Annotated in this window: 17 protein-coding genes; 15 read left to right on the forward strand and 2 right to left on the reverse strand. The window is 45.3% G+C overall.

Annotated features, from left to right (window positions below):
• Positions 1-218 precede the first annotated feature (218 nt).
• On the reverse strand, positions 219-1,439 hold the full coding sequence (locus ACYQ2M_RS05090) for an HDOD domain-containing protein (RefSeq protein ID WP_459915238.1): 1,221 nt from the start codon (positions 1,437-1,439) through the stop codon (positions 219-221).
• On the reverse strand, positions 1,436-3,544 hold the full coding sequence (locus tag ACYQ2M_RS05095) for a PAS domain-containing sensor histidine kinase (protein WP_459915239.1): 2,109 nt from the start codon (positions 3,542-3,544) through the stop codon (positions 1,436-1,438). Before ACYQ2M_RS05095 ends, ACYQ2M_RS05090 begins: the two co-directional genes overlap by 4 nt.
• A 984-nt stretch (positions 3,545-4,528) precedes the next feature.
• Here ACYQ2M_RS05095 and ACYQ2M_RS05100 point away from each other — a divergent pair.
• The 15 genes from ACYQ2M_RS05100 (at position 4,529) to ACYQ2M_RS05170 (ending at position 25,795) form a co-directional block, all read left to right on the forward strand.
• Positions 4,529-5,551: a molybdopterin-binding protein gene (locus ACYQ2M_RS05100; RefSeq protein WP_459915240.1), complete on the forward strand. Its 1,023-nt coding sequence runs from the start codon at positions 4,529-4,531 to the stop codon at positions 5,549-5,551.
• Positions 5,552-5,951: 400 nt separating this feature from the next.
• Positions 5,952-8,675, forward strand: coding sequence for a molybdopterin-dependent aldehyde oxidoreductase (locus ACYQ2M_RS05105; RefSeq protein ID WP_459915241.1), 2,724 nt, complete (start codon positions 5,952-5,954; stop codon positions 8,673-8,675).
• A 125-nt stretch (positions 8,676-8,800) separates the two neighbouring features.
• Positions 8,801-11,089: a pyridine nucleotide-disulfide oxidoreductase/dicluster-binding protein gene (locus ACYQ2M_RS05110; RefSeq protein WP_459915242.1), complete on the forward strand. Its 2,289-nt coding sequence runs from the start codon at positions 8,801-8,803 to the stop codon at positions 11,087-11,089.
• Positions 11,086-11,298, forward strand: coding sequence for a DVU_1557 family redox protein (locus ACYQ2M_RS05115; protein ID WP_459915243.1), 213 nt, complete (start codon positions 11,086-11,088; stop codon positions 11,296-11,298). The genes ACYQ2M_RS05110 and ACYQ2M_RS05115 overlap by 4 nt, the downstream gene beginning before the upstream one ends.
• Positions 11,299-11,463: 165 nt before the next feature.
• Complete coding sequence (gene trsM / locus ACYQ2M_RS05120; protein WP_459915244.1) at positions 11,464-12,177, forward strand: DVU_1556 family methyltransferase; 714 nt, start codon at positions 11,464-11,466, stop codon at positions 12,175-12,177.
• A 25-nt stretch (positions 12,178-12,202) separates the two neighbouring features.
• On the forward strand, positions 12,203-12,658 hold the full coding sequence (locus tag ACYQ2M_RS05125; RefSeq protein ID WP_459915245.1) for a DVU_1555 family C-GCAxxG-C-C protein: 456 nt from the start codon (positions 12,203-12,205) through the stop codon (positions 12,656-12,658).
• Positions 12,648-14,153 carry a radical SAM (seleno)protein TrsS gene (gene trsS, locus ACYQ2M_RS05130; RefSeq protein ID WP_459915246.1) on the forward strand — a complete coding sequence of 502 codons (1,506 nt, stop codon included), beginning with the start codon at positions 12,648-12,650 and terminating at the stop codon, positions 14,151-14,153. The genes ACYQ2M_RS05125 and trsS overlap by 11 nt, the downstream gene beginning before the upstream one ends.
• 845 nt (positions 14,154-14,998) lie before the next feature.
• The gene (locus tag ACYQ2M_RS05135) at positions 14,999-16,438 is read left to right on the forward strand and encodes a trimethylamine methyltransferase family protein (protein WP_459915247.1); all 1,440 of its coding nucleotides are present in this window, start codon (positions 14,999-15,001) and stop codon (positions 16,436-16,438) included.
• 622 nt (positions 16,439-17,060) lie between these two features.
• On the forward strand, positions 17,061-17,726 hold the full coding sequence (locus ACYQ2M_RS05140) for a GntR family transcriptional regulator (RefSeq protein WP_459915248.1): 666 nt from the start codon (positions 17,061-17,063) through the stop codon (positions 17,724-17,726).
• A gap of 873 nt (positions 17,727-18,599) precedes the next feature.
• Positions 18,600-19,907, forward strand: coding sequence for a TRAP transporter large permease (locus ACYQ2M_RS05145; RefSeq protein WP_459915249.1), 1,308 nt, complete (start codon positions 18,600-18,602; stop codon positions 19,905-19,907).
• 144 nt (positions 19,908-20,051) lie between these two features.
• Positions 20,052-20,549: a (2Fe-2S)-binding protein gene (locus tag ACYQ2M_RS05150; RefSeq protein WP_459915250.1), complete on the forward strand. Its 498-nt coding sequence runs from the start codon at positions 20,052-20,054 to the stop codon at positions 20,547-20,549.
• A complete protein-coding gene (locus ACYQ2M_RS05155) occupies positions 20,542-22,923 on the forward strand; it encodes a xanthine dehydrogenase family protein molybdopterin-binding subunit (protein WP_459915251.1) in 2,382 nt (793 codons plus the stop codon). Before ACYQ2M_RS05150 ends, ACYQ2M_RS05155 begins: the two co-directional genes overlap by 8 nt.
• On the forward strand, positions 22,920-23,930 hold the full coding sequence (locus ACYQ2M_RS05160) for an FAD binding domain-containing protein (RefSeq protein WP_459915252.1): 1,011 nt from the start codon (positions 22,920-22,922) through the stop codon (positions 23,928-23,930). The genes ACYQ2M_RS05155 and ACYQ2M_RS05160 overlap by 4 nt, the downstream gene beginning before the upstream one ends.
• Positions 23,931-24,012: 82 nt before the next feature.
• Positions 24,013-25,137 (forward strand): TRAP transporter substrate-binding protein, encoded by a 1,125-nt coding sequence (locus tag ACYQ2M_RS05165; protein ID WP_459915253.1) that lies wholly within the window; start codon positions 24,013-24,015, stop codon positions 25,135-25,137.
• A 109-nt stretch (positions 25,138-25,246) separates the two neighbouring features.
• Entirely contained in the window at positions 25,247-25,795 is a 549-nt protein-coding gene (locus tag ACYQ2M_RS05170; RefSeq protein WP_459915254.1) for a TRAP transporter small permease subunit, read from the forward strand.
• The last annotated feature ends 221 nt before the right edge of the window (positions 25,796-26,016 follow it).

Genomic DNA, 26,016 nt, shown 5'->3' on the forward strand with positions numbered 1-26,016 from the left:
TTGTTATAATTAGCGAGCCGGCGGGATCAGGCTTGTTTTATTGTGCTTTGGACAACTGTCTGAGTTTCAAGGTAGATTTTAACAAAAGCGTCAATAACGCAAGCCTGATCCCTCCCTGATTAAGCGTCGAATCGGGAAAATGGGAATGCGTTTTCCCGTTTTTTCTGCCGATGGCCCTATTTTGTTTTATTGTTCATCTTTGTGGTAAAACTGGAAACTTACATTTTATTAGACAATATCTGATCAGATATCGGTTTCCAGATGGGTATTTTTTCATGAAATCGGGATTGCATCATGGGGAGCGTACCAAACGCCCGGTCCATTTCATCACTGGACGTTCGGGCATTATTTTCAAAAATATTGGCAAAATATACAGCAATGAGGGGAGTGAAGGCCTTGTTGGGGTGCTTATCCGGGCTATGGTGAAGAGCAACTCCTTCAACAATAATGTCGGGCAGTCCCCAAAGTCCCAGTAGGTAGGCTCCCACCTGGGCATGGCTAGCTCCCATTACCTGCAATTCTGCCTCTATAAAGGTTATGTTTCTTTCTTGTGATAATTTAAATACATTTGCATAGGTTTCTGGGAAATTTGCGGCAAAAATAATTTTGCCAAGATCGTGAAGCAGTCCGGTGATGAATGCGTTGTCCACAGTTTCCCTGTCTGCATTTTCGTGTATGGCAATTTTTTGGGCAATGGTACCGGTCTTGATGCTGTGCTCATAAATTTTTTCCATGTTAAATGCCGTCATTGTGGAGGCATCCAGTTTTGAAAAAATACCAACGGTGAGCACCAGGGAGCGGATGGTGTTAAGGCCCAGCATGATAACAGCCTGGGATATATCTGAAATATGCTGGGATCTTCCGAAAAAAGAAGAGTTTACCAGTTGGAGAATCTTTGCTGTCATTCCCAGGTCTTTTCCTATAATTTTTCCCAACCGCTCCACGGATGCAGCCGGTGAGCGAAGTTCATCCATCATATTGATGTAAAGAGAAGGAAGACTCGGTATGGAGTCTATCTTTGAGATAACCTGTCTTAAATTTTTATGATTGAGAAAATCACCCAGGGTGCACGATCGGTTCACCGTTGATATCAGCACCTGGGAATCACATGGTTTGGAACGATACTGATGGACAGAATTGATTGATTTTAAAATCATCTCCTGGTCCGAATGTCCGGAGAGAATGATGCGCACGATCATGGGATATTGTTTTTTCACCGTTTTCAATAATGCCACTCCATCCATTTGGGGCATCCGCATATCGGAAACTATTACATCAAATGTTCTTTGGGAAAGCATTTCCAGGGCCTGGGCACCACTTTCTGCAAATGCCATGTCCCATTCTTTTCGCATGGACCTGAGCATTCTTTTTAACCCCTTCAGGATGTTGGGCTCATCGTCCACAAATAGAATTTGTTTTTTTGTCTTTTTGTGCGTCATGCCACCGTCTCATGTATGGGAAGATGTATGATAAAGGTGCTACCCTTCCGGGGATCTGTCTCAAAATTAAGCTTTCCCTGGTGTTTCTCCACAATAATAGATCGAGAAATGGCCAGTCCCTGGCCCGTGCCCTTGCCCACCTCTTTTGTGGTGAAAAAGGGATCAAAAATTCGTGGTTGAACCGCTTCCGGAATGCCGGGTCCTGTGTCGCTGATGCGGATTTCCATGTGTTTGTCCTGGACGCGTGTGGTGATCCGGATGATCCCTTTTTCGGTGGTGGTGGTGTCATGTTTTTCTGCAATTGCCTGGGCCGCGTTGATAATAATGTTGAGAAATACCTGGTTCAGTTCTCCGGGAAGGCACAGAATCAAGGGCAGGGACGGGTCCAGATCCGTTTCAATTTCCGCAAGATATTTCCATTCATTGCGTGACACGGTAAGGGTGTTTTCAATGGCCCGGTTAATGTCCACGGCAATTTTCTCCTTGACCCCCGGATGGGAAAATTCCTTCATGGAGCGTACAATTTCAGAAATGCGATTTACGCCTTCAATGGTTTGTTCAATGGCCTGGGGTATCTCTTCTTTCAGGTACTCAAAATCGGCATCCTCAATGGCGGTGTTGATGGCTTGCATAAGATCGTCACAGTTCTGCCTGGATGTCGCGCGTTCTGCCAGTTGCTCATATAATTGAATCAGTTCCATGAAGTGTCCAAAGGCTTCGGACATGAACTGGTTGTTGTCCCCCACATATTGTATGGGGGTGTTGATTTCATGGGCGATCCCTGCAGCAAGCTGTCCCACTGCCTCCAGTTTTCGAGCCTGGGTCAGTTGAAGTTCAAGTGATTTTTGTTCGGTTATGTCCCTTACTGTGCCCTGGAGAAGTATCTTGCCCGTTAATTCCATCCGGGTCAGGAGCACGGTGGCCGGAAAAACATTCCCATCACACCTTTTGTGTATATGCTCATAAAACACAGAGCCATGGCTCATGGCTGTGTGGATCTGTTTCAAGGAAAAATCCCTGGACGAGCTGCCGTCCGGCTGACATTTGGGGGACACATCCCAAGGGTGCAGGGCCGTGAACTCTTCTTTGTTTTTTACATTGAACAGCTTTAATGTTGCCTGATTACATGAGGTGAAATTCCAGTCGGGGGGCTCCAGGGTTAAAATAGCATCCTGGGAGCTTTCAAAAAGAATGCGATGGCGGATTTCACTTTTGTGCAGGTCTGTTCTGGCTTGTTTCAGGGCAGTGATGTCGGCTGCAATAAAGATAAACCCAATGTTTTCGGTGTTGTCTGTTGTATCCGATGCCATGGGGGCCAGGGTTATTCCCAGAAAGCCTTCGCTGCCGTCAGGTTTAGTAAAGGACAGGTTGTCCAGCCGTACCTGATTTTTATGTTTCCTGCAAAAAAATATTCCCTTTTCCAGCCTGGGCCAGTCCCATGAAATTCCGCATGTTGTGAAGGGTTGCTCCATGACATCCATGGCTTTCAATCCGAGGGTCTTTTCTGCGGAAAGATTCCACTGAATAATTCGGTCTTCCCGGGAAATACCTATAAGTATGGATGGAATAGCTTCCATTAACTGCTTTTTCTCATTGTTCTCCTTGAGATATTTCTCCATGACGGTTTTGAGTTGCTCTTCACTGTGTTTCATCTCCTGGAGATTTTCCCGCAATTCCCTGGTTTGTTCTTGAACTAGCATATCCAGTTTTTCAATGTGTTGTCTTCGCTCTTTTTCTACGTCAAGTCGCCGAAAGGCATTGTCCATGGCGATGAGCAGCTGGGTTCTGTCGAAGGGTTTGATCAGATAACCATAAGAACCTATGGATAAGGCCTCCGAAGCCGTTTTTCGATCACTGATACCAGATACCATGATCACCGCCGTGTCCGGATACCTGTCCAGAGTGAAACGCACTAGATCAAGGCCGGATTCCCCCGGCATATTGATATCGCTCAGAATCAGATCAAACGGTTGTGTTTCAAGTAATTGCCTGGCCATGGTGGCATTCAAAGCTTTTGAACACTTGTAATTTTCATTCTGTAATATTTTACTGATCAAGTTAAGCAGAACAGTATCATCATCGACAATAAGAATTTTTTTCATCATGCCTGGTTTCCCGGTGATCAAGCCTGAAGTTGTAAAAAACATAGATTTTTATTCTATAGTTCTTGATTTCTAAAATCAAGCAGTTATGTGCTTTGCGGACTGATCGGTCATTTTGTCCCAAGATTATGATGGGCAGATAAAATTGTTAGTGCTTGAATTGTTGCTGATGGTTATCTATGGTTTTTTCTAAGAATATTTTATCTACCAGAGGGTTTTTATGGGTTTTAATGGGTCATATTGCCTCTGTTTCATTGCTGGATTGAGGGTCGTTTTTGCACTTTTAAAACCAGCAAATGGGCATCTGTATAAAGTATGAACGAAATATTTTTTTATTTTTATTGAATTTATTCCTATTTATTCAGGTGTTTGGATTGATATTCTTATTCTTATAGTTTGTTTTGTGTCTTCAGACTGAGTATGCTGGCCCTTTAATTGCTTAGCTACGAAATACTTGATGGTTTAAATTTTGTTTTTTTAGGTTTTTGTTTTTTATAAAAAGGATTTTTTAGTGTCTGCAATCTTTTAAACTGATTTAATATGACACAGGATGTCAGCCTGGCAACACAACAGATAGTGGAAGTACTATTATGCCGCCCTGGGCGGGGTGCTTCAATGGGCCAGCGAGGCGGCATCGTGCCGTTGTTATTGTCCGTTGTGATAGGTGATTACTACCATGGGTCTTGTGCGGAACAACTGTACACGGCAAAATCCGCCTTGAATTTTAATGAGAAGCTAGACTATGCGGTATATTCTGTTGAGCCAATGGTTTAACATGCTGAACCATGGTTAAAATTTGGATATCCGGCATTTTTCTTTTGGCCGTGGTCGCAATATGTTATTTTATGTTTTTTAAATAATTGATTGATGTTTAAATAACTCATTCTTACTTTATAGTTGTGTTTGGGTTAAAGTTTTTATATGAAACAAAAGTATTGAATATGAGATTGAAATGTGGTCCGTTTGCCATTTTTTACAGGAGAGTCCATGAAAACCGTTCCAGTCCAGGAAGCAGTTGGTATGATTTTATGTCAGGACATGACACGTATTGTACCCGGAGAATTTAAGGGAAGGGCCTTTAAGAAAGGCCATGTAGTCAAAAAAGAGGATGTTGAGGAACTCTTGAAAATGGGGAAGGCTAATCTCTATGTCTGGGAGGTAGAGGAAGGCTTTCTTCATGAAAATGAAGCTGCCAGGCGTATTGCCATTGCTGCCGCCGGGCCGGGAATAAGGCTGACCGAACCCAGTGAAGGCCGTATTAATTTCATTGCCGACAGAACCGGACTTTTAAAAATTAATGTCCAGGCCCTGAATCGCATCAATGCCATTGATCAGATGGTATTTGGGACAGTGCATACCGATCAGCAGGTGAGTGAAAAGCGTGCAGTGGCCGGAACAAGGGTGGTGCCCCTTGTCATAGAAGAAGAAAAGATTGAACAGGTGGAAGAGATCTGCCGACAGGGGTTTCCTGTGGTGGAAGTAAGGCCTTTCAGTGCCGCCCGCATCGGTATTGTCACCACCGGTAGTGAAATATACACAGGCCGTATAGAGGATCGTTTCGGTTCGGTTTTAAGGGAAAAATTCGGTGAACTCAACGGATCCATCACCAGGCAGATCCTGACCTCCGATGACGTTGAAATGACCACCAATGCCATCAAAAAACTGGTGGATGAAGGGGCAGACATGGTTGTGGTTACAGGAGGTATGTCCGTTGACCCAGATGATCAGACCCCGGCTGCCATTCGTGCCACAGGTGCCGACATTGAGACCTATGGTTCACCTGTTTTTCCCGGAGCCATGTTTATGCTTGCCTATCTTGGGGATTTACCTGTGGTGGGACTTCCCGGCTGTGTCATGTATTACAGGGCCACTATATTTGAATTGGTTATTCCTCGACTCATGGCAGGGGAGCGGGTGACCCGCGAGGATATTGTGGCGCTGGGTCATGGTGGATTCTGTGAGAGTTGTCCGGAGTGCCGCTACCCTGCCTGCCCCTTTGGGAAGAGCTGATATGATTTAAACGCAACTTTCGGACTTCATCTCAAAGTTGGCGTTTTTATACAGTTCATGCGCCAACGGGGTCAGGTTTGTGCTATTGTACTTTTGACGACAGGCGGTGTTTTAACTCAAATTGCAATAAAAGTGTCAATAACGCAAGCCTGACCCCACCACGAAAGGCGAATACCGAAAGTTGAGATTTAAATATTAAGTGTAAGAACTTGATGCTCAAGTTTTTGTTGGCCGATTATGTGAGAACGGAGGCAGGCTTGTTTTATTGGTATTATCCACCAAATCAGGTGCAACTCCAAAACCTTATGGATAATGGCAATAACGCAAGGCTGAAACCTCCTCCATTCGGGTTGGTGATGTAAATATTAAGTTCATTGGAACCATAAAGGAGAAACCTAAAATGTTGAAAAAAACGATTAATGTGAATGGCATGCCCAGAACAGTTCTGGTCAACCCCACAGACACTTTGTCCGCCGTGCTTCGTAAGCAATTGCTGATCCTTGGCGTCAAGGTCGGTTGTGATGAAGGCCAGTGTGGTGCCTGTAATGTCATCATGAACGGAAAACTAATCCGCTCTTGTATTACCAAGATGACCCGGGTCCCCGAGGGGGCCGAAATCACTACCATTGAAGGCATTGGTACCCCGGATAATTTGCATCCCATTCAGGTTGCCTGGATACTTCATGGCGGTGCCCAGTGCGGATTCTGCACCCCGGGATTCATTGTTTCCTCCAAGGCACTCCTTGATTCCAATCCCAATCCCAGCCGTGACGATATCCGGGACTGGTTCCAGAAATATAGAAATGCCTGCCGGTGTACCGGTTACAAACAGCTTGTGGATTCCGTCATGGATGCGGCAAGGGTGCTCAACGGTGAGATCACCAAGGAAGAACTTGCCTATAAAATCCCCGAAGACGGCCGCATCTGGGGTTCCAGCATGCCCCGCCCCACGGCTGTTGCCAAGGTGACCGGTACCTGGATGTTTGGTGCGGATCAGGGACTTCTCATGCCCGAAGATGCGCTGCAGATGGCCATGGTCCAGGCCGAGGTTTCCCATGCCAATATCCTCTCCATAGATACATCCGAAGCTGAAAAAATGCCGGGTGTAGTCAAGGTACTCACCCATAAGGATGTCAAGGGAAAGAATCGTATCTCAGGACTTATCACCTTTCCAAGCAATAAGGGAGATGGCTGGGATCGGCCCATTTTGTGTGATGAAAAGGTATTCCAGTATGGTGATGCCATTGCCCTTGTGTGTGCAGATACCAAGAAAAATGCAGACGCAGCCGCCGCAAAGGTAAAGGTTGAACTGGAACAACTGCCAGAATACATGAATGCTCCGGCAGCCATGGCCGACGATGCCATTGAGATTCATCCCGGCACCCCCAATATTTACTACACCCAGAAAATTGCCAAGGGTGAAGAGACCGCCCCCATTTTTGACACGGCCGACCATGTGATAGAAGGGGACTACTATGTGGGACGTCAACCCCATCTGCCCATTGAGCCGGATGTGGGATTTGCCTATATCAATGAGGATGGTAAGCTTGTGATACAGTCAAAGTCCATCGGGCTTCATCTGCACATGTACATGATCGCCCCGGGTCTGGGAGTTGAGCCGGAAAACATGATCATGATCCAGAATCCCACAGGGGGCACTTTTGGTTATAAGTTCAGCCCCACCATGGAAGCCCTGGTGGGTGTGGCGGCCCTTGCCACCGGTCGTCCCTGTTTTCTCCAGTACACCTACAAACAGCAGCAGCAGTACACCGGCAAGCGTTCTCCCTTTTTCACCAACGTACGCCTGGCTGCCGATAAAGATGGTAAACTCAAGGCCATGGAGACAGACTGGTCCGTGGATCATGGTCCCTATTCAGAGTTCGGTGATCTGTTGACCCTGAGGGGGGCCCAGTTTGCAGGAGCCGGATATGACATTGCCAATATCCGCGGGGAGGGCAGAACGGTATGCACCAACCACTGCTGGGGATCTGCCTTCCGTGGATATGGCGCTCCGGAAATAGAGTTTGGTCCCGAGGTGCTCATGGATGAACTTGCCGAGAAAATCGGTATGGATCCCCTAGAGCTGCGCTATAAAAATGTGTATCGTGAAGGTGCCACGACTCCAACGGGGTGCGCCCCTGATGCATATTCTCTGCCGGCGCTCCTGGATCTGGTTCGTCCTAAGTACGAGGCTGCCAAAAAGAAAGCTGCAGCAGATTCCACACCGGAAATTAAGAAAGGTGTGGGGATCAGCATCGGTGTATATGGCTGCGGCCTGGACGGCCCGGATACCGCTGAAATTGATGTGGAACTCAATGAAGACAACACAGTTACGGTGTTTGCCACCTGGCATGACCATGGCCAGGGCGCTGACAGTGGTACCCTTGGATGTGCCCATGAGGCCCTTCGCCCCATGAAAATCACTCCGGATCAGATCAAACTTGTTTTAAATGACACCAGCCAATGCCCCAATGCCGGTCCTGCGGGCGGAAGTCGATCCCAGATGGTGGTGGGGCAGGCTATCCTCAACGGATGCCAGGCCCTGGTTGCCGCAGCCCAGAAGGATGATGGCAGTTTCCGGGATTATGAAGGAATGAAGGCAGATGGTCTTGAAACCAAGTTTCACGGCAAATGGTCAGCTCCCTGCTCTGATTGTGATGAAAATGCCCAGGGTGACCCCCTGGCAGGTTACATGTACGGGGTTTTCATGTCAGAGGTTGCCGTTGAAACAGCCACCGGTAAAACCACGGTGGAGGGCATGACCATTGCTGCCGACGTGGGTGTGGTCAACAACAAGCTCACGGTGGATGGACAGATCTACGGTGGTGTGGCCCAGGGCATCGGCCTTGCGCTCACCGAAGATTATGAAGATATCAAAAAGCACGCCACCCTCGCCGGTGCAGGATTTCCCTATATAAAACAGATCCCGGATAACCTTGAAATCATGTATATAGAAACACCCAGGGAGCGTGGCCCCTTTGGTGCGGCAGGTGTTGGTGAAATGCCCCTGACAACCCCCCATGCTTCGGTCATTAATGCTATTTACAATGCCTGCGGTGCCCGGGTTAGGCATCTGCCTGCCCGTCCGGAGAAAGTGTTGGCTGCAATGCCCAAACAGGTGTAATCTTATTTGATAAAATCGGATTACAAATTTATGGGAAGCATATCACCGCACTTCCCGTGAGATAAAATCACCAACAGGGGAGGTTCCGACATACGGCGGAACCTCCCCTGTTCCATGGAGGAGAGATGGACCAACAAACACTGCGCCAGGTGGAAAAACAGTGCATTCAAGAGGAGGCCCCGGCCTGTCGTTCCGCCTGTCCTTTACATGTGGATGTACGAACCTTTGTACAGAAGGCTGGGCAGGGAAAATGGAATGATGCCTGGAAAATTCTGGATAAAACACTTCCTTTCCCCGGTATTCTGGGGCGCATCTGTCACCACCCCTGTGAAGACGCCTGCCTGAGAAAGAATTTTGGTGGCTCCATCGCCATGGGGGAGCTTGAAAAAATATGTGTGGAGCAGCCAAAGCCCAGAATTCGCACCATTCCCATGCCCAAAAAAAATTATACCATGGCCGTTGTGGGGGACAATTTAAGCTCCCTTGTGGCTGCCTTGGAACTTTTGCGTAAAGGATATGGGGTCACCCTGTTTTCCTCCCAGGATAAACTGGGGGGAAGACTTTGGGACATGCCTGCTCTTTCCGGTGAAATCATTGAAAAAGAACTTGCTGTGCTGGACACTCTGGGCCTGGTACAGGAAAAGACACAAGAGCTTCCGGAGACCTCTGCGCTTTTAGAAAATGGTTTTTCAGCGGTGTACATTGGCCTGGACACCTGTAAATGCATCCCCCTTGCCCAGGGTGAAACCCCGGATTTGACAATATTTTCCCTTGCTCAAAAGTGCGTGTTTGCAGGCGGGATACCTGATGAAACAGGAATTGTCTTGCCTTTGCACCAAGCCTTCCAGGGGCGGGCGGCAGCCCTTTCCATGGAAAGATTTGTGCAGGGAGTGAGCCTTGCAGAAGGCAGGCAGGATGAAGGACCATATCCCACACGTCTTTTTACCAATACAGCAGATATTACCCCACTTCCCAGGGTGCTGCCCGCTGATGCAGAAAAAGGATATACCATTGAGGAGGCAAAGAAAGAGGCCCTGCGGTGTATTGATTGCCAGTGCCTGGAGTGTCTGAAAGTCTGTCCTTATCTTGCCCATTACAACGGATATCCCAAAAAATATGCTCGGGAAATATATAACAATGCCACCATTGTCATGGGTAATCATACTGCCAATACCATGCTCAACTCCTGCAGTCTCTGCGGTCTGTGCCAAGAGATCTGCCCGGGAAATTTTTCCATGACGGACCTGTGCCTGGATGCCCGCAGGGATCTGGTGCAGCGAAAAAAAATGCCCCCTTCGGCCCATGAATTTGCCCTGCAGGACATGGCCTTCAGCAACTCTGATACATTCATGCTTTTACGCCATGCCCCGGATCGGGAAAAAAGCAGGTTTGCCTTTTTCCCGGGATGTCAGCTTGCCGGGTCCAATCCGGAACATGTCATCCAGACCTATTCCTTTTTAATGAATTACTGGGCAAAAGACACAGGACTGATGCTTCAGTGCTGCGCAGCCCCGGCCCACTGGTCCGGCAATGAAGAAAAAACCCATGAAGCCATACACCTTCTTAAAGAAAATTGGCAGAAGATGGGGGAACCCCATCTGATTTTGGCCTGCTCTTCGTGCATGGATATGTTTAAAAGATATCTTCCCCGGATAACGGTGTCTTCTCTTTGGGAAATAATGGATCAATGTCAGCTTCCCGGTACAGCTTGTAAAAAAGCGGGGCAGCCCATGGTTATCCATGATCCCTGCACCACCCGGTATGAATCCGGCATACACGAGGCGGTGAGACGCCTTGCATCAAAACTGGATCTTCCGGTTACAGAGCTTGAGTTCAGCCGGGAAAAGACGCAATGCTGCGGGTTTGGGGGACTCATGGAAAATGCCAATCCTGCCATGGCCAGAAAACAGCTTGAACAGAGAGTCAATGAAAGTCAGCTTGATTTTTTGACTTACTGTGCCATGTGTCGGGAAAGCCTGAGGGGGGCAGGAAAGCCCACGGCCCATCTGCTGGATTATATTTTTCCCGGAAAAATACAAGCCGACATTCCCGGTGCCAGGGAAAAGGTCGGACTTTCCCACAGCCGGGACAATAGAGCCCGCCTTAAAGAAACTATTCTGGAAGAGATCTGGAAGGAGACCTCAAAGACACGATCAGAGACCACCTTGATTATCTCCCCTGAGGTCCAGGCGAAACTGGATCAGAGGCGTATTCTGCACCAGGATATAAGGGCCACCATTGCCCATGCAAAGCAGTCGGGAAAACAAATGCAAAACACTGTTACCGGTTATTTTTTGGCCTGCCATCGACCCTTCATGGTGACCTTCTGGGTGGAATATACCCCGGCAGACACGGGATATACCATCCATAACAGCTATTGTCATCGCATGCAGATTATGGGGGAACATTCATGATCACCGACTTGGGAATAGAAGAAAATAAAGAATGGAAATGCCTTACCTGTGATGAACTTCTCAAGCTTGACAAGGTTCAGATTGATTATATGAACGGCAGTTTCACGGTGATGCTGCCCTGTTGCCCGAAGTGCGGCATGGCCCTGGTGCCGGAAGAAATTGCCCTGGGTAAAATGCTTGAAGTGGAAAAATTACTGGAAGATAAATAATCCGTAAATTTTCGGTTTGCCCATGTAACTGTTTGGACGGTGCCCCATCTTTCCCTGTTTGGGGGGGGGGAATGCTATGTGAGCAGGCCAAAACAGGGGAAGATGGGATGCTGACCGAAATATTTACAATAACCCGGACGTTGTTTATGGAAAAAGGTGCAGGCAATGCCGACAGCGCTCTATCAAACCCCGGCTTTTAAAAAACTCACCGGACCGGTGCTGCGTCCCGGGGGACTTGACCTGACCCGGGAATCGGTCATGAAATCTGATCTTAAACCCGGAGACAGGGTGCTTGATGTGGGGTGTGGCTCCGGGGCTGTCGTGGAGATGCTCAACAGGGATTTCTTCCTTGATTGCGTGGGCATGGATCTGGACCTGGGGATATTTGCATTCGGCAAGAGGATGCCGGTGGTCCGTGGGGCGGCCCAGTGCCTGCCCTTTAAATCAGGCAGCTTAAAGGCTGTATTCTGTGAATGCGTGCTCTCTTTGACCCCGGATATGATGATTGCCCTTGGGGAATTTCATCGGGTTCTTGCCCCCCGGGGGCAATTGATTTTATGTGATGTCTACCTTCGCAACAAGGCCCATTGCCGGGAATTAAAAGAAATGCCCCTGGCATGTGGATTCAGAAAAGGGATGGGGAAAAAAGATATCCATGAATATGTGGCGACTTCCGGTTTTAAGGATATTCAATGGGAAGATCTTTCCTGTTTGTTAACCCAGCTTGCGGGGCAGGCTATTTTTGAGCATGGCAGCCTTGAACGTTTCTGGGCCGAGGTCTTTGGCGGGGAATGTGGGGCTTCCCGCCGGGCCTGTGATGTCATCCGGGCCAGTAGACCGGGCTATTTCAGAATCATTGCCCGGAAAAGAATGGTATAATTTACATGTCAAACTGAGGAACAATATGAGTGATACACTGATGCGTATGATATCTCTGAAAGCCAAGGGGTATCCCTGCAGCCAGATGATGATGATGATGGCCCTGGAAGAACAGGGGCGGGAGAATCATCCATTGGTGCGGGCCATGGCCGGACTTGCCAATGGTCTGGGCATAGGAGCGGGATCTTGTGGTGCCCTGGGTGCCGGTGCCTGTATTCTTGCCCTTTATGCAGCCAGGGGGGATGATGAGGAACAAGAGATGACCGCCTTTCATCCCATGCTGGCAGAATTAAATGAATGGTTTGATGAAAGGACAAAGACCCATGGGGGCAGCCTTTGCCAGGATATTACAGAGGAGCAGGCAGGCTCACCCCAGATGGCCACCCGTTGCGGCCAGCTCATTGCCGAAACCTATGACAAGGTCATGCAGATTCTTGTGGACAATGGAATAGATCCGGGGTTTTCCAGGGATGATGACTGAAGAAAAGAAAGTGCTGGCCCACACCCGGAGCCTTTGTCCTCACTGCCTGAAGAAAGTTCCGGCCCAACGGATACAGAAAAAAGACGCTGTTTTTCTGGTTAAGACCTGCCCGGATCATGGCCCCATGAGCACCCTCATATGGAAAGGGCCGCCGGATATGAGCGCTTGGGTGCGCACCAAAACCCCGGCTGGCCCTGTAATGTGCGGTACAGAAATCCGCCAGGGCTGTCCCTTTGACTGTGGTATCTGTCCCCAGCACCGCCAGCGGACCTGCACCGCCCTTTTGGAGATTACCTGGCGCTGTAACCTTCACTGCCCGGTGTGTTTTGCCGACAGCGGGGGCACGGTGCCTGATCCGGCAATGCATCAGATAAAAATCTGGTATGAACAGATCAAACACCAGACCGGCGGGGGATGCAATATCCAGTTGTCCGGAGGAGAACCTACGGTGCGCGATGATTTGCCTGACATTATCCGCATGGGAAAGGCGATGGGCTTTTCCTTTATCCAGTTAAATACCAATGGGCTTCGCCTTGCAGCAGATAAAGATTTTGTTCAACAACTTAAGCAGTCAGGGCTTGACAGTGTGTTTCTTCAGTTTGACGGCGTGGATGACAGGGTTCATTTAAAATTGCGGGGCAAGCCGCTTCAGGAGATAAAGGAACGCGCCATTGCCCATTGCAGTGAACAGGGCCTTGGCATGGTACTGGTGCCCACCCTGGTTCCGGGGGGTAATGATCACCAGGTGGGGGATATCATCCGGTTTGGTCTGGCACACGCTCCCCATGTGCGGGGGGTGCATTTTCAGCCGGTTAGTTATTTTGGCCGTTTCCCGATGTCCCCCGGTGATCATGACCGGATGACCCTGCCCCAGGTGATGCAGGCGGTTGAGGCCCAGACAGGCATAGATGCCGCCTATTTTAAGCCCCCGGGCTGAGAGAACGCCCTTTGCTCATTTCATGGCAATTTTGTATTGATGCCCCATGGTGATCTTAAGCCTTTAACCCGTCATAAACCCGATACCATGGTTGAAAACGGTTACAGGGGCGCAAGTAAAACCATGGGTTTTATTGCCAGACAATGGGGATCTCCTTCGGTGGAGGAGACAGAAAATCAAGATTTTATGAACATAGAAAATACTCCCCGGCCAGATGTGGAAGAAAAAGGGGCTGCAAAATCAGTGTTTTCACCTTTGCCCATGAATTCTAGCCCAGCGGCAACACCGTCTGGTGCCTTTGAAAAAACCGGCACAATCATCAATAGTTGTGGTTCACCCGGGGAGCAGCCCCTGGATCTGGACATGTTTTTGAGTCGATTGAAAACCCATATGTTTTCCATTTCGTGCATGGCTTTTCAGGATGCATGGAATGTGGACCTGGAGCGGGTTCGGGACTGCTGCATCCATGTGCTGTCACCCGGGGGAAAATTAATTCCATTTTGCATGTATAACCTCACCGATGTCCAAGGAAAAACTCTTTATAGAAGAGAACCTTGATGGATAGTGCACTGTGATCAAGTCCTACACTATCAATTCTTGATTTTTACTTCTGATTCTCTTGCCCAAAGAACACGAAAACCTGAGATAAGAATCGCAAAACAGGCAAATAAAGGATGCCAAATTACGATAATGATGAAATGATGCTTGACAAATTAAAGTCTATTGTATACTAAAGACAATAGGCTAGCGAATCAGACCATGAGACCAGTGTTATTTAGGGCCTGCTGATGAGAATCATCACACGGTGATTTGTAGGGACTTACTCACAACAGGGGCCACTTTGGGGTGTTGTCAGGCTTGCGTTATTTATAGTAGCAACCCGAATATTTAGCACTTTTGTTTGTGTTTTTCTTTAAATATAGTGTCTTGCCAAAAGTACAACAACACAAGCCTGACCTCATTGGTCCGCCAACTGTGACGGGTGGTCCATGTTCTAACCAAGCCCTATTTATAATCTACATGGCAGGAATGTTTTCCAAAACGAATTTTTTATGATTTTAGCATATTGGTTGAGGTTCGAAATAAAAGAAGCAGTTTCAAAGGTGCTGTAAATTGTAATTAACATTTTACGCTTTGTTATGCCTATGGCTTTAATAATACTTTCTCCAAGTTTTAAAATGTGCTTTGAGCAGGAGTGCAAGAGTCAACATTTTGTGTATCTATGATTTTGAGAGTACATCATATGGCTGGCAAACTGATAAAGAATATAATTGGCGAAGGTATTGTTTAACATGTGCAATTTAATAAATGGCAACCCAACCGAATTTGAATTTGTTTTTAAATATGTATCTTAAATTTCATCGTTGTTATTAAAAAAGACCATTATCAATGGAGGTGTTTTTATGAGTGTTCAGCCCGCAATGCGATTTTACAATGAAGAACAATTGGCGTTGATGAAAGGTAAAGCTTTTGAACTTCTTGAAAAGCGTGGTGTCAAAATTGACCATAAGGAAGTCTTGGCTCTTTTAGATAAAGAAGGAGCAATCGTAGATTATACTGAAGAACTTGTCCGTTTCCCTAAAAAATTTTTAGAAGAGCAGATTGAAAAAGCACCGAAACAATTTTCGCTGAAAGGGCGAAATGGAAAATTTGCTATGAATTTTCCCCACCCAGAGGGTCTATTTTACACAAGGCTGTGTACTGGGGGGCAGTCTTGGCTGGATCCGGAAACAGGAAAGTACGGAAGAGTCACTTTAGATAATCTGGCATATTGGGCTCAATTGGCTGACCGATTGGAACATATTGATTATTCCCCTTTTCTTGTTCCTGATGATGCACCCTCTGCTACAGCAGATATTTATGCCCTGAAAACCATGCTTGAGAATTCTGAAAAACATATCTGGATTCAACCCTATACCGGAGAGAGTGTGAAATATCTTGTTCAACTTTTAGTAGCCGCTGCTGGTGGCGAATCACAGTTGCGGGAAAACCCCATGGCTAGCTGGATTGCCTGTTCTCTTACACCTCTTGTTTTTAAATGGATGGATATGGAGATAATTTTGCAAGGGGCGAAAGCTGGCTGTGCCGTTCAACCTTGCAGTCTGCCGGGTTCTGGTGTTACTGGGCCTTTTACAGCACCTGGTAGTGTGCTTTTGTCTGTAGCAGAGAATTTGGTTATGCTGGCCGTGGCCCAGGTAGTTCGGGCAGGAACACCTATTATAGCAACTTCTTTGCAGTTTTCAGGGGATATGAGTACAGGAAGAAGTTTGCAGGGAAGCGTTGAGTCTCTGCGACAATCAGCCTTGTTTGTAGGGGTGATGCGTGATGCTTTTGGTATCCCGGGACATTGTTACGGCGCTGGCTCAGATTCACCAGATATTGATGGACAGGATATGGCTGAGCGTGCCATGCGTGCTATGTTGATTGCAGGTTCGGGCGCAGATGTCCTGGGCGGAGCAGGACAGCTTGAAACTGCCTGTACGGTCAGTCCCATTGCCCTTTGCATTGATAATGAAATATTTGGGATGACAAAGGGTATTATGAAGGAAATGCAGTTTGATGATGATCAACTTGCATGGAATGAACTGATGTCCATTGATTATGGTGGACAATTTTTGACCACACCCCATACATTCAAGCATTGCAGAAGTGTAGTACGTCCAATTAATTTTACAAGGTTAGATCGAAGTAGCTGGGAGAATGCCGGAAGCAAAAGTCTTAATGAACGGGTGAAAAATTATCTTCGTGACGTGATGAAATCTGCAAAACCCATTGATCTTCCTGAAGAGACCAAGATAGAATTTTCTAATATTATTAAAAGAGCCGATGTCGAAATGTGCTGATTTTGCCATGAAACGTCGTCCAAATTCTTTGATTTTTTAGAGTTTCATTTTTTTTAATAAAATAAATGTGCTTGATGGTTTTATCAGTTCATTTTGTAAAGGATTAATTGTAAGGTGAATATTTTTTAGATTGCATTGTATACAATAGACATGTATAATTTTTTAAAAGGAAAAAAGATTAAGTAAATAAGGGAGTCAGAAGTGTTCAATTTGCCGCTTATAGTTGTCAGAATTAGGTATATTGGTTTTTCAACCGGTTTTTTCGGTTAAATTGAGGTCCTCTGATTCCCTAAGGCATCCTTCATATCACATCAAAAGTTAAGATGTGGGTTGTACAAAATACCTATGCTCATCATAAAGGTGTAGAGCAAGAATGAAGGATGCCGCAAATAAGCTTGATCTTAACGCCAGTGCCTTAAGAATCGCTGAATCAAGCTTGCGTTTTTAGTCTTTTATTATTTGTTTTATTTATATAAAAAGTGCAATATAATAACACAAGCTTGTTCCATTTGGTATTACTAGTGAGAATGTGGGCAAGATTAGTAATCAAACCTCATTGTTATTTAGATTTTGATTGAAGAATGTCTAATTGTATGAAAAAAATATTAATAAAAGGAGCGCTATGAAAGTTGAATCATTAGCGGATATGACCACGCGCTTTATTGAAGAATTAATCGTAACGGATGAATTAAAACCAGGTCAACAGATCAAAGAAGATGAAATAGCTGACAAGCTTGAGATCAGTCGTCCTCCTGTCCGAGAGGCCTTTAAAACTTTAGAAGGGCAGGGGCTTGTAGTCAGGAAGCCACGACGGGGAACCTTTGTTGTCAAATTATCTGAGAAAGATATCTGGGAGGCCTATACATTAAAGGCAGAGCTTTATGCCTTGGCTACGAATCTTGCAATGGATTCTATAACAGGTGAGCAGAAGGATTACCTACTGTCTCTTGTCAATAAAATGGCAAATCTCGTTGAGATTGTTGAAAAAAAGGAATGTGATGTTTTGAAGTATCAAAAAATTCATAGTTTGTTCCATTTGACAATTATGGATATTGCAGGAAATGGTCGTCTTCAAAATATCGCTTCGAATTTGCATAAACAAATTCGAAGATTCAGTTATCAAACATTGCAGTATAAAGAGCACTTGGAGTCATCCTCGACCTTTCATAAAAAAATTATTGAAATGATTATTGCAAATAAGAAAGATGTCGCTTCCAATTTCATGAGAGAACATGTGATTGAAGCCATGCATTTTTTATTATCCATCCCCAATATTTTTAAATCATAAAAGAGAATATGAGGTTTGCTTATAACATGGACCATCCTGCCATGGACCAATGAGGCTGGCCTCGTGTTGTTGTGCTTTTGATAATTACTTGTGTTTAAAAAAGGAATGAAACAAAAGTCTCGTAAATATTTGGTCAGCCCCCCATCTTTACCTGTTGGGCCTGCTCACAGAACATTAGTATGTTACGCAGCCCCAAACAGGCGAATATGGGGCATACCCAAACATTTACATCACCAATTCCCGAATATTTGCAAAGCTCAAATAACGTCAGCCTGCCCCCCCCGTTTTTCGTAAAACCGGCCAAAACAACCCGAAAATTAGAGATATGCATCTGAATTTTAGCGCTTTGAACATGTAGTCGTTTTATTGTCATGAAGTCCTTTATAAAGGATTTGTACCATAATTCGTAGGGGCAATGGATTCATAAATACTTAAAATTGCAGAAGGCAATCATGTTCCAATCGCGTTAAATCGTGATGAGCGTAAATAAATTATTTTGTGGATTTCTCAAATCAAAATCATTCTTTAAATAAAAAAATAATATCTTGACAATGAGACAGCGTCTATTGTATACAATAGACGCTGTCTCATTGTAAACTGAATTTAAGTGCTTACTTAACTAAAACTGGGATATCTTTTAGCCTTACTAAGTATGCATATCAAGGCTGTTTAAGCTTTAATCTATTGATCTTACAATTTTGAACGATTTGTTCGGGTAAAGTGTACAGCATGGCGTAAGTTTTTTTGCTTTTTTGTGATTTGCGAACCTATAATGCCTGAAAAAAGGTGCTAAAAAACATGATTAAATTTACGCCTTACTGTAATAGATTGTTGAAAGAGATGCGCATATAACGAAAAACGTGGAGTGAATTTATGGAATTCGAGTGGTTGGGTTTTTTGGGGGTGGGGGTCGTTGCCGTTTTAGTTTCGATTGGCTTTCATGTGGGGATTGTGCTTGCCTTAATCGGTTGTCTGGGAATTATGATAATTCAAAGTCCAATGGCAGGACTTAAAAGTCTTGCGCTTATACCATATGGAACCTGTAACTCGTACACATTGGCAATAATTCCTTTGTTTTTATTAATGGGGGAATTAGTGGTCATGTCAGGGGCCGTGGCAAAGGTATTTAGCGCGAGCAGATGCTGGTTTGGTAAAATACCTGGCGGACTTTGTCTCGTTAGTCTTGTGACTAATACAGGCCTTGCTGCAACAACTGGTTCAAGCATTGCTTCAACAGCAATGACGACACGTATTGCTTTGCCGGAGATGGAAAAATACGGATATGACAAAGCGACATCAGCTGGAGTGATTGCTGCTGGTGGAACTTTGGCTGTTTTGATTCCCCCCAGCATTTTTCTGATTTTTTACGCTATGCTTGCCGAAGTGTCAGTGGGGAAAATGCTATTGGCAGGTTTCTTGCCTGGTCTTTGGAATGCGTTTCTATTTTGCCTCATGATTTTTTTTATGGCAAAAATGAATCCTGAAAAAATGCCTCCGGGTCCATCCTCAACCTGGTTGGAACGCATTAAAAGCATAAAGGATGTCTGGGGCATTCTATTGATTATTGTTTCGATCATCGGGGGCTTGTATGGTGGTGTTGTAACTTCAACAGAAGTGGGAGGATTTGGTGTCCTCCTTGCATTAGGGCTTGTGTGTATTAACCGAAAATTTAATCTCATTGAAATACGAAACTCTGTATGGAATGCCACTTGGTATACCAGTACTATTTTTTTGGTCGTTATAGGATCTTTCCTATTCTCAACGTTTTTGTCGTTAAGTGGCATGAGCGATGTGGTTGCAGATTTTATAATCACAACTCAGCTTCCACCTATCGTTAAATTTACCGGCATTATTGGTGTATTCATGTTTCTTGGTTGCTTTGTAGATGCTTTTTCCATGCTTGCAATTACGATGCCGATTTTTCTGCCAGCCATAGGCGGCTTAGGATGGGATATTCACTGGTTTGGAATCATCGCCGTCGTTATGGTTGAGGTGGCGACTTTAACTCCTCCCTTGGGGGTTGTAGTTCATACGGCAAAAAGTATAGCCGGCCCTGATGTTGAAGTGATGTCTATCTTTAAAGCTGTGCTTCCATTTTTGCTTGTTCAGATAGTAACTGTTTATACATTGTATTTTTTCCCTTCCATCGTGCTTTTTTTGGTTGAGAGAGCAAATTTATGAAGTTTGCCTTGGGACAAGAAAGTCGTACTAATTCATTTGCGAGAACCCAAATTTCTTGAAAAAAGTCGCGAGACGAATCTTTTTGATAATGGAGTTTCTGTCATACACTGGAGAAAATTAATAGGAACAAGGAGAGTTTCAATCATGATAAACGACACAAAAATGGTCCTTAAACTGCTTGTAAACGGAAAAGATTATGAACTGCAGGTGGAGCCCCATTGGACGTTATCCTTTGTATTAAGAAACAAGCTTGGCTTGACCGGTGCCAAAGAGGCTTGTCAGGAAGGTGCCTGCGGATCCTGCACGGTTATTGTTGACGGTCGTGCAGTGCCCTCTTGTATGATGCTGGCCGTTGAGCAGGAAGGTAAGGTCATTGAAACCATTGAAGGCCTTTCAGACGGTGATGCGATTCATCCCCTGCAGGAGGCGTGGCTCGAAGAGTATGGGGCTCAATGTGGTTTTTGCAGTCCCGGAATGATTATGACGGCAAAAGCGCTGATTGATAAGAATCCATCTCCCACGAAATCTCAAATCAAGGCGGCATTGTCCGGTAATATATGTGTTTGTAGTAACTATGAGCATATTGTTAACTCTGTTGCGTCTGCGGCAAAAAAAATTGAAAGGAGTGAGCATCATGGCTGATAAACTATCGGTGCTCGGTAAAAGCGTCCGCCAAAAGGACGGGTTGCCGAGAGTAACCGGAAAGGCAAAATATTATTCTGATATTGCATTGCCCGGCACCCTTTATTCCAAAATTATGAGAAGCCCACATCCCCAAGCCGACATAATTCATATCGATACAAGTAAAGCTCAGGCTATACCTGGTGTTTCTCTGGTAATGGATTATCGTAACTTCCCAAAGGTGTTTAGAAAAGATCTTCATTATGCAGGCGAACACGTAGTGGCGGTAATTGCTGTGGACGAGGAGACTGCAGAATCGGCACTTGAATTCATTGAAATAGAATATAAAACCAAACCATATGTGTTGAACATTGAAGAAGCCATGGCGCCAGATGCACCCCAGGTTTTTGATGGTCAACCCAATTGCCATGACTGGGAATTGAGTTATTACTTGAGCGAGAAAGATCCCGAAACCAACTTGTGGACTAAAAAAGATCTTCACGATTTCCATGGGTTTGGCGATGTGGCACAAGGTTTTAATGAAGCCGACGTTATTGTTGAAGAAAAAGGGTTAAAATACGCATTTTGTAAATCTCCGGCCATGAATCCCAGGGGCTGTCTGATGAGTTACGATAATGAAAAATTAACGGTTTATACGCACAGTCAGGGCATGCACCATGAAAAAACAGTGTTGGCTGAAGTGCTGGGATTGCCGATTCACAAGGTTAATTATGTTTCTCCATATACCGGATCAAGCTTTGGTGGCAAGATCGCCGAGGTCGGAGATTTTAATCACCCTTCTCATTATCTTCTCATTGCCGGATTTGCAACCCTTGCGCTGCAAAAGCCGGTAAAGTGTGCTTATACGCGAAAGGAAGAGATGCTTTGCGGCTGGTCAAGGGGTAGTTTGGCCAATCTAAGGCTTGGTTTTAAGAAAGACGGCACATTGACAACCATTGATTTTGAATGTTGGATGGAGCTTGGTTCCGGTGGAGATAAATGGCCTGTTAAAAATACACTTCTGGCAACGGGAACCGTTCTTTATGCCCGAAACTGCAAGCATATGAGAGGGAAACTTTATTATGTCCATACCAACCGCTTTCTCTCATGTGGATGGCAGGGATATGGCGCACCTGAAGGGCATTATGCCATGGAAACCGTGATGGATATTGCAGCCGAAAAGTTGGGTATTGATCCGGTTGAGTTAAGACGAATAAATCATATGAGAACCGGTGATGTAGATGCCGGTTATGATCCTTTAACATATAAATCCTGCCTTATCTCCTCTAGCGGCATAAGCGAATGTTTGGATGCAGGAGCCAAAGAGGTGGACTGGAAAGAAAAATGGCAGGCACCCGGTGAAAAAACAGGACGTATCAGGCATGGTATGGGTGTTGGCATTTTCTGCATGGGAGCCGGACGCCCGGGACCTGGCAACTCAACAGCCGCCATGGTTAAGGTGTTTCCCGACGGCACGGCGAGTCTATGTTGTGCTTTGGCCGATTTGGGCCAGGGACAGCACACGGTTCAGCCCCAGTTGGTTGCCGAGGTTCTTGGAATACCTTATAAAAATGTGGGTATTGTATGCCACGACACCGATTCTACGCCATGGGCGACAATTGTTGCCAGCAGTTGTGGAACCTGGATTCAAGGCTGGGCCACATATGAAGCCGCCATGGATGTGCGTAGACAATTGCTTGAACTTGCTGGGTCAAAATTGGGCGTTAATGCTGCTGAGCTGGACATTAAAAATGCAATTATTTTTGTCAAATCCGATCCTGAAAAAAAGATAACATTTGACGAAGCCTTCGGACCCCGAGGTATTTACGGTGGAAATCATGAATTGGTCGGTTACTATTGTAGTGAATCTCCTCACACAAAATGCTTAAAAGACGGAAATCCCGACTGTCTATATATTCCAAAGGAGAAAGGGGCCCAGTTTATCACCCTGGATGTGGATACGGAAACCGGAGCAATCAGTAATGTTCATGTCGTTGTGGCACAAAATGTTGGGCTTGCTTTGAATCCTAAAATTGTTGCCGGTCAGTTTCTAAATGTCCGACATGGTGTTGAAAACGCCACCTTGGGCAGTGATTGCCTCGTTGATCGAAAAAATGGACGACTGCTCAATTGTAACTGGATTGAGTACAAGCCAACTTCACTCCTTGATTGCGATGTTACACCGCTTGTCATTGAAAAACCGGGAGATCCAACCCATCCTTTTGGTGCCACTGCCTGTGGTGAAGGCGCCGCATGCCCCACCCTAGCAGCATTCTCAAACGCCATTTACAATGCCATCGGTGTTCGTATTAAAGAAACTCCGTTTACACCTGATAAGATTCTCAAAGCGCTGGGGAAAATAAAGGATCGGAAAAAAAGAGGTATGAAAAAATGAGAAAATTTAAACATATAAATGCAGGCTCAATTGATGAAGCAGTATCCATCCTGCAGCAAAATACCGGTAAAGCCGTTGTCATTGCCGGCGGGACGGATTTATTGGGATGTCTTCGAGAGGATATATGGCCGGAGCAGCCCCGGATTATTATTAATATAAAGCGCATTCCAGGCTTGAATTATATTAAAGAAGAGGCAGGGCTTTTAAAAATAGGTGCTTTGACCACCTTGGTTGATATTGCCGAGTCGAAGCTGATCATCAAACGTTATGCCTCCCTTGCCCAAGCTGCATTAAAGACGGCATCTCCATCGTTAAGGAATTTGGGAACACTTGTGGGAAATATATGCCAGGAAAACAGATGCTGGTATTATCGCTACCCACAACAGCTTGGCGGTCGCATTGAATGTGTTCGAAAAGGCGGGAAGAAATGTTTGGCAGTGACAGGAGACCATCGATATCATTCCATATTTGGCGCCGTCAATAAATGCATCGCCGTAAATCCCAGTGATACTGCGCCGGCTTTAATGGTATTGAACGCCGACATAAAAACATCCAAACGAATCATTGCAATTGAAGACTTTTTCACCTCTGCCAACGGGATGAAATCTACGGTGCTGGAACCGGACGAAATTGTCACTGAAATTCAGATTCCTGTACCTGGAGCCACCACCCGGTCGGCATTTATAAAATATGCCATGAGGCAAAGTATCGATTTCCCCATTGTAAACAGTGCCGTATGCCTGAAAATAGATGCGAATATTGTTCAAAACGCATCCATAGCTATCAACGCAGTATTTTGTGACCCTTTGCGTGTACCTGAAGCGGAAAATTTTCTATGCGGAAAGGAACTTTCAGAGGAGGTTGCCGAACAGGCAGCCGAAAAAGCAGTGGTGGGTGCAAGACCATTGATTATGAATAGTTATAAAGTGCAAATAGCCAAAACACTTGTAAAGGATGCTATCTGTGCGTGCTGGTCAACAAACTGTGAGTCCATAGGCGAGATGTAATAGGGGAATGTTCCTTTACATGATTGTCTTATAATAACATCGCTTCAATGAAGCGATAAAACCGGAAGGAGAAAATACTACCATGAACAAAAAATGTATTAGCCTTAGTCTGTTGATTGTTGCGTGCTGTATTCTATGTACCACCCAGGTGTCTGCAAAAACGTTAAAATTTGCAAACCCCATGACGGCAGTGGATAAACAGGGTTGGCTTGAGACAATTAAGCCCTGGGGGGATGCAATCAAAGAGCGAACCAACGGAGCGTTGAAAGTGAAAGCATTCCATAGTGGGGCCTTGATCAAGTTCACGGACACACCTGATGCTATGGCCGTGGGTATGGCGGATTTGGCTTATTTCTCCACCATGTTTTCACCGTCCTATTTTCCTTCATGGCTGTTTGGCGGGGTGTTGGATCCTGTTACCTCCCCCCGGAATCCCCTTGAAGGTGTGATGGTTGCTCAGATCATGTTTGATGAATTTCCGACCTATAAGGACGAATTAGCAGAAAAAAACATGATACTTCTTTTACATAATGCCACGGCCTTGCTTTCCATGATTTCCAATACCGAAATTCCCGATATGGAAGCACTGAAGGGAAAGCGGATGCGAATTTTTGCAGGAGAATTCCATGCAGAACTGACACGATTGCAAGGGGCCTCTCCTGTCATGACACCCTGGCCGGATGTGTATGAATCCATGGAAAAAGGGATTGTGGACTGCATGGTAACGGTGACCACCGGTATGCGTGATCTGAAATTGTATGAAGTGTCAAAATATCTCTATTTACTGAAGAATACATCGGAATCTCATTGGGTGGCCCCAATGAATGCTTCCTATCTCACCGGTTTTAATCTTAAAACCTTTAAAAAATTGCCTGTGGAACAGCGTGTTATTATTCTGGAAGAAGCAAAAAAAGCTGAAGAATCCTATGCCGTTTTAGCCGCTGAAAAACTCATACCAGAGGCATTGGAGGAGATGAAAAACGGTGGTATGACAATTACGGAATGGCCCAAGGAGAGTATTCTAAAATGGGGAACTATGAGTAAGAGTGTTTACCAAATGGCCATTAACAAAATGAATGCCGCAGGTCTTCCCGGAAACCAGATGGTTGAGCGTTATTTGGAGCTAACACAATTACCAAGCAGCGAACTAAAAACCATGTATGACAAGGCCTGGGCAAACAGAATCAAGTGGGCCAAAACCTTGTAAAAAGATCTGTAATATCGGCGGTGGTGGACATAACTTGTATCTGGAAAATCCTTAATTGTCGAGAAGTTACGATTGGATCAACTGACTCATAAAAGAGGAGAATTTAACTATGCAATCCCGGAATTCCGGACAAACACCGGATGATTGCGTTGAAAAGAGCAAAATAAGCAATAACTTATTAAGTCTCTTTGAAACCATGGAAAAAACACTTTGCACCATAGGCTCCATTGCCCTTGGTATGATGGCTGTTGTTCTTGGCGTCGGAATTGTCTCGCGCTATGTTTTCGGATATCCAATACCCGGCGTATATGACATTGTGCAATTACTTCTGGTGTGGGTTGTTTTTCTCTCTCTCTCTTTTACCCAAAAAGAGGATCGTCATATCAGGGTTGAAATAATACTGCGTTATCTATCGCCACGCAACAGGCTTTATTTTGACCTTGCTGCAATGATCTTTGGTTTCCTTTTATGTACGATGATGAGCTTGCAAGCTGCTAAATTGGCGTGGTCATCTATAATTATTCAGGAATACTGGCCAGGGCTTCTCAGGGTTCCGATATATCCCAGTAAGATTGCACTGTTTTTAGGAATTTCAGCATTTGCGATTCGGTTATTTTTGGAGGTGATCAATATGGTACAGAGGCTTCGTTCAGAGTAGCCGTTCGGTGTCTAAGTACTCAACTATGATGAGAAACTGATTTATCGATTATCAAAACCTACGTTGTGAAGTTATTTCACGACTTCAAATGAAACGAAGGTGTCTGCAGCCTCTATTCTTTAATAATATGCGATAAAAAAATTTATTTGCTTCATTTGAACAGGTGTTTTGCGTCTAATTGCTGAATGCTCAAAAAAAAATGCCTGAGTGTCTTAAAAAGG

This window comes from Desulfocicer niacini, assembly GCF_054657595.1.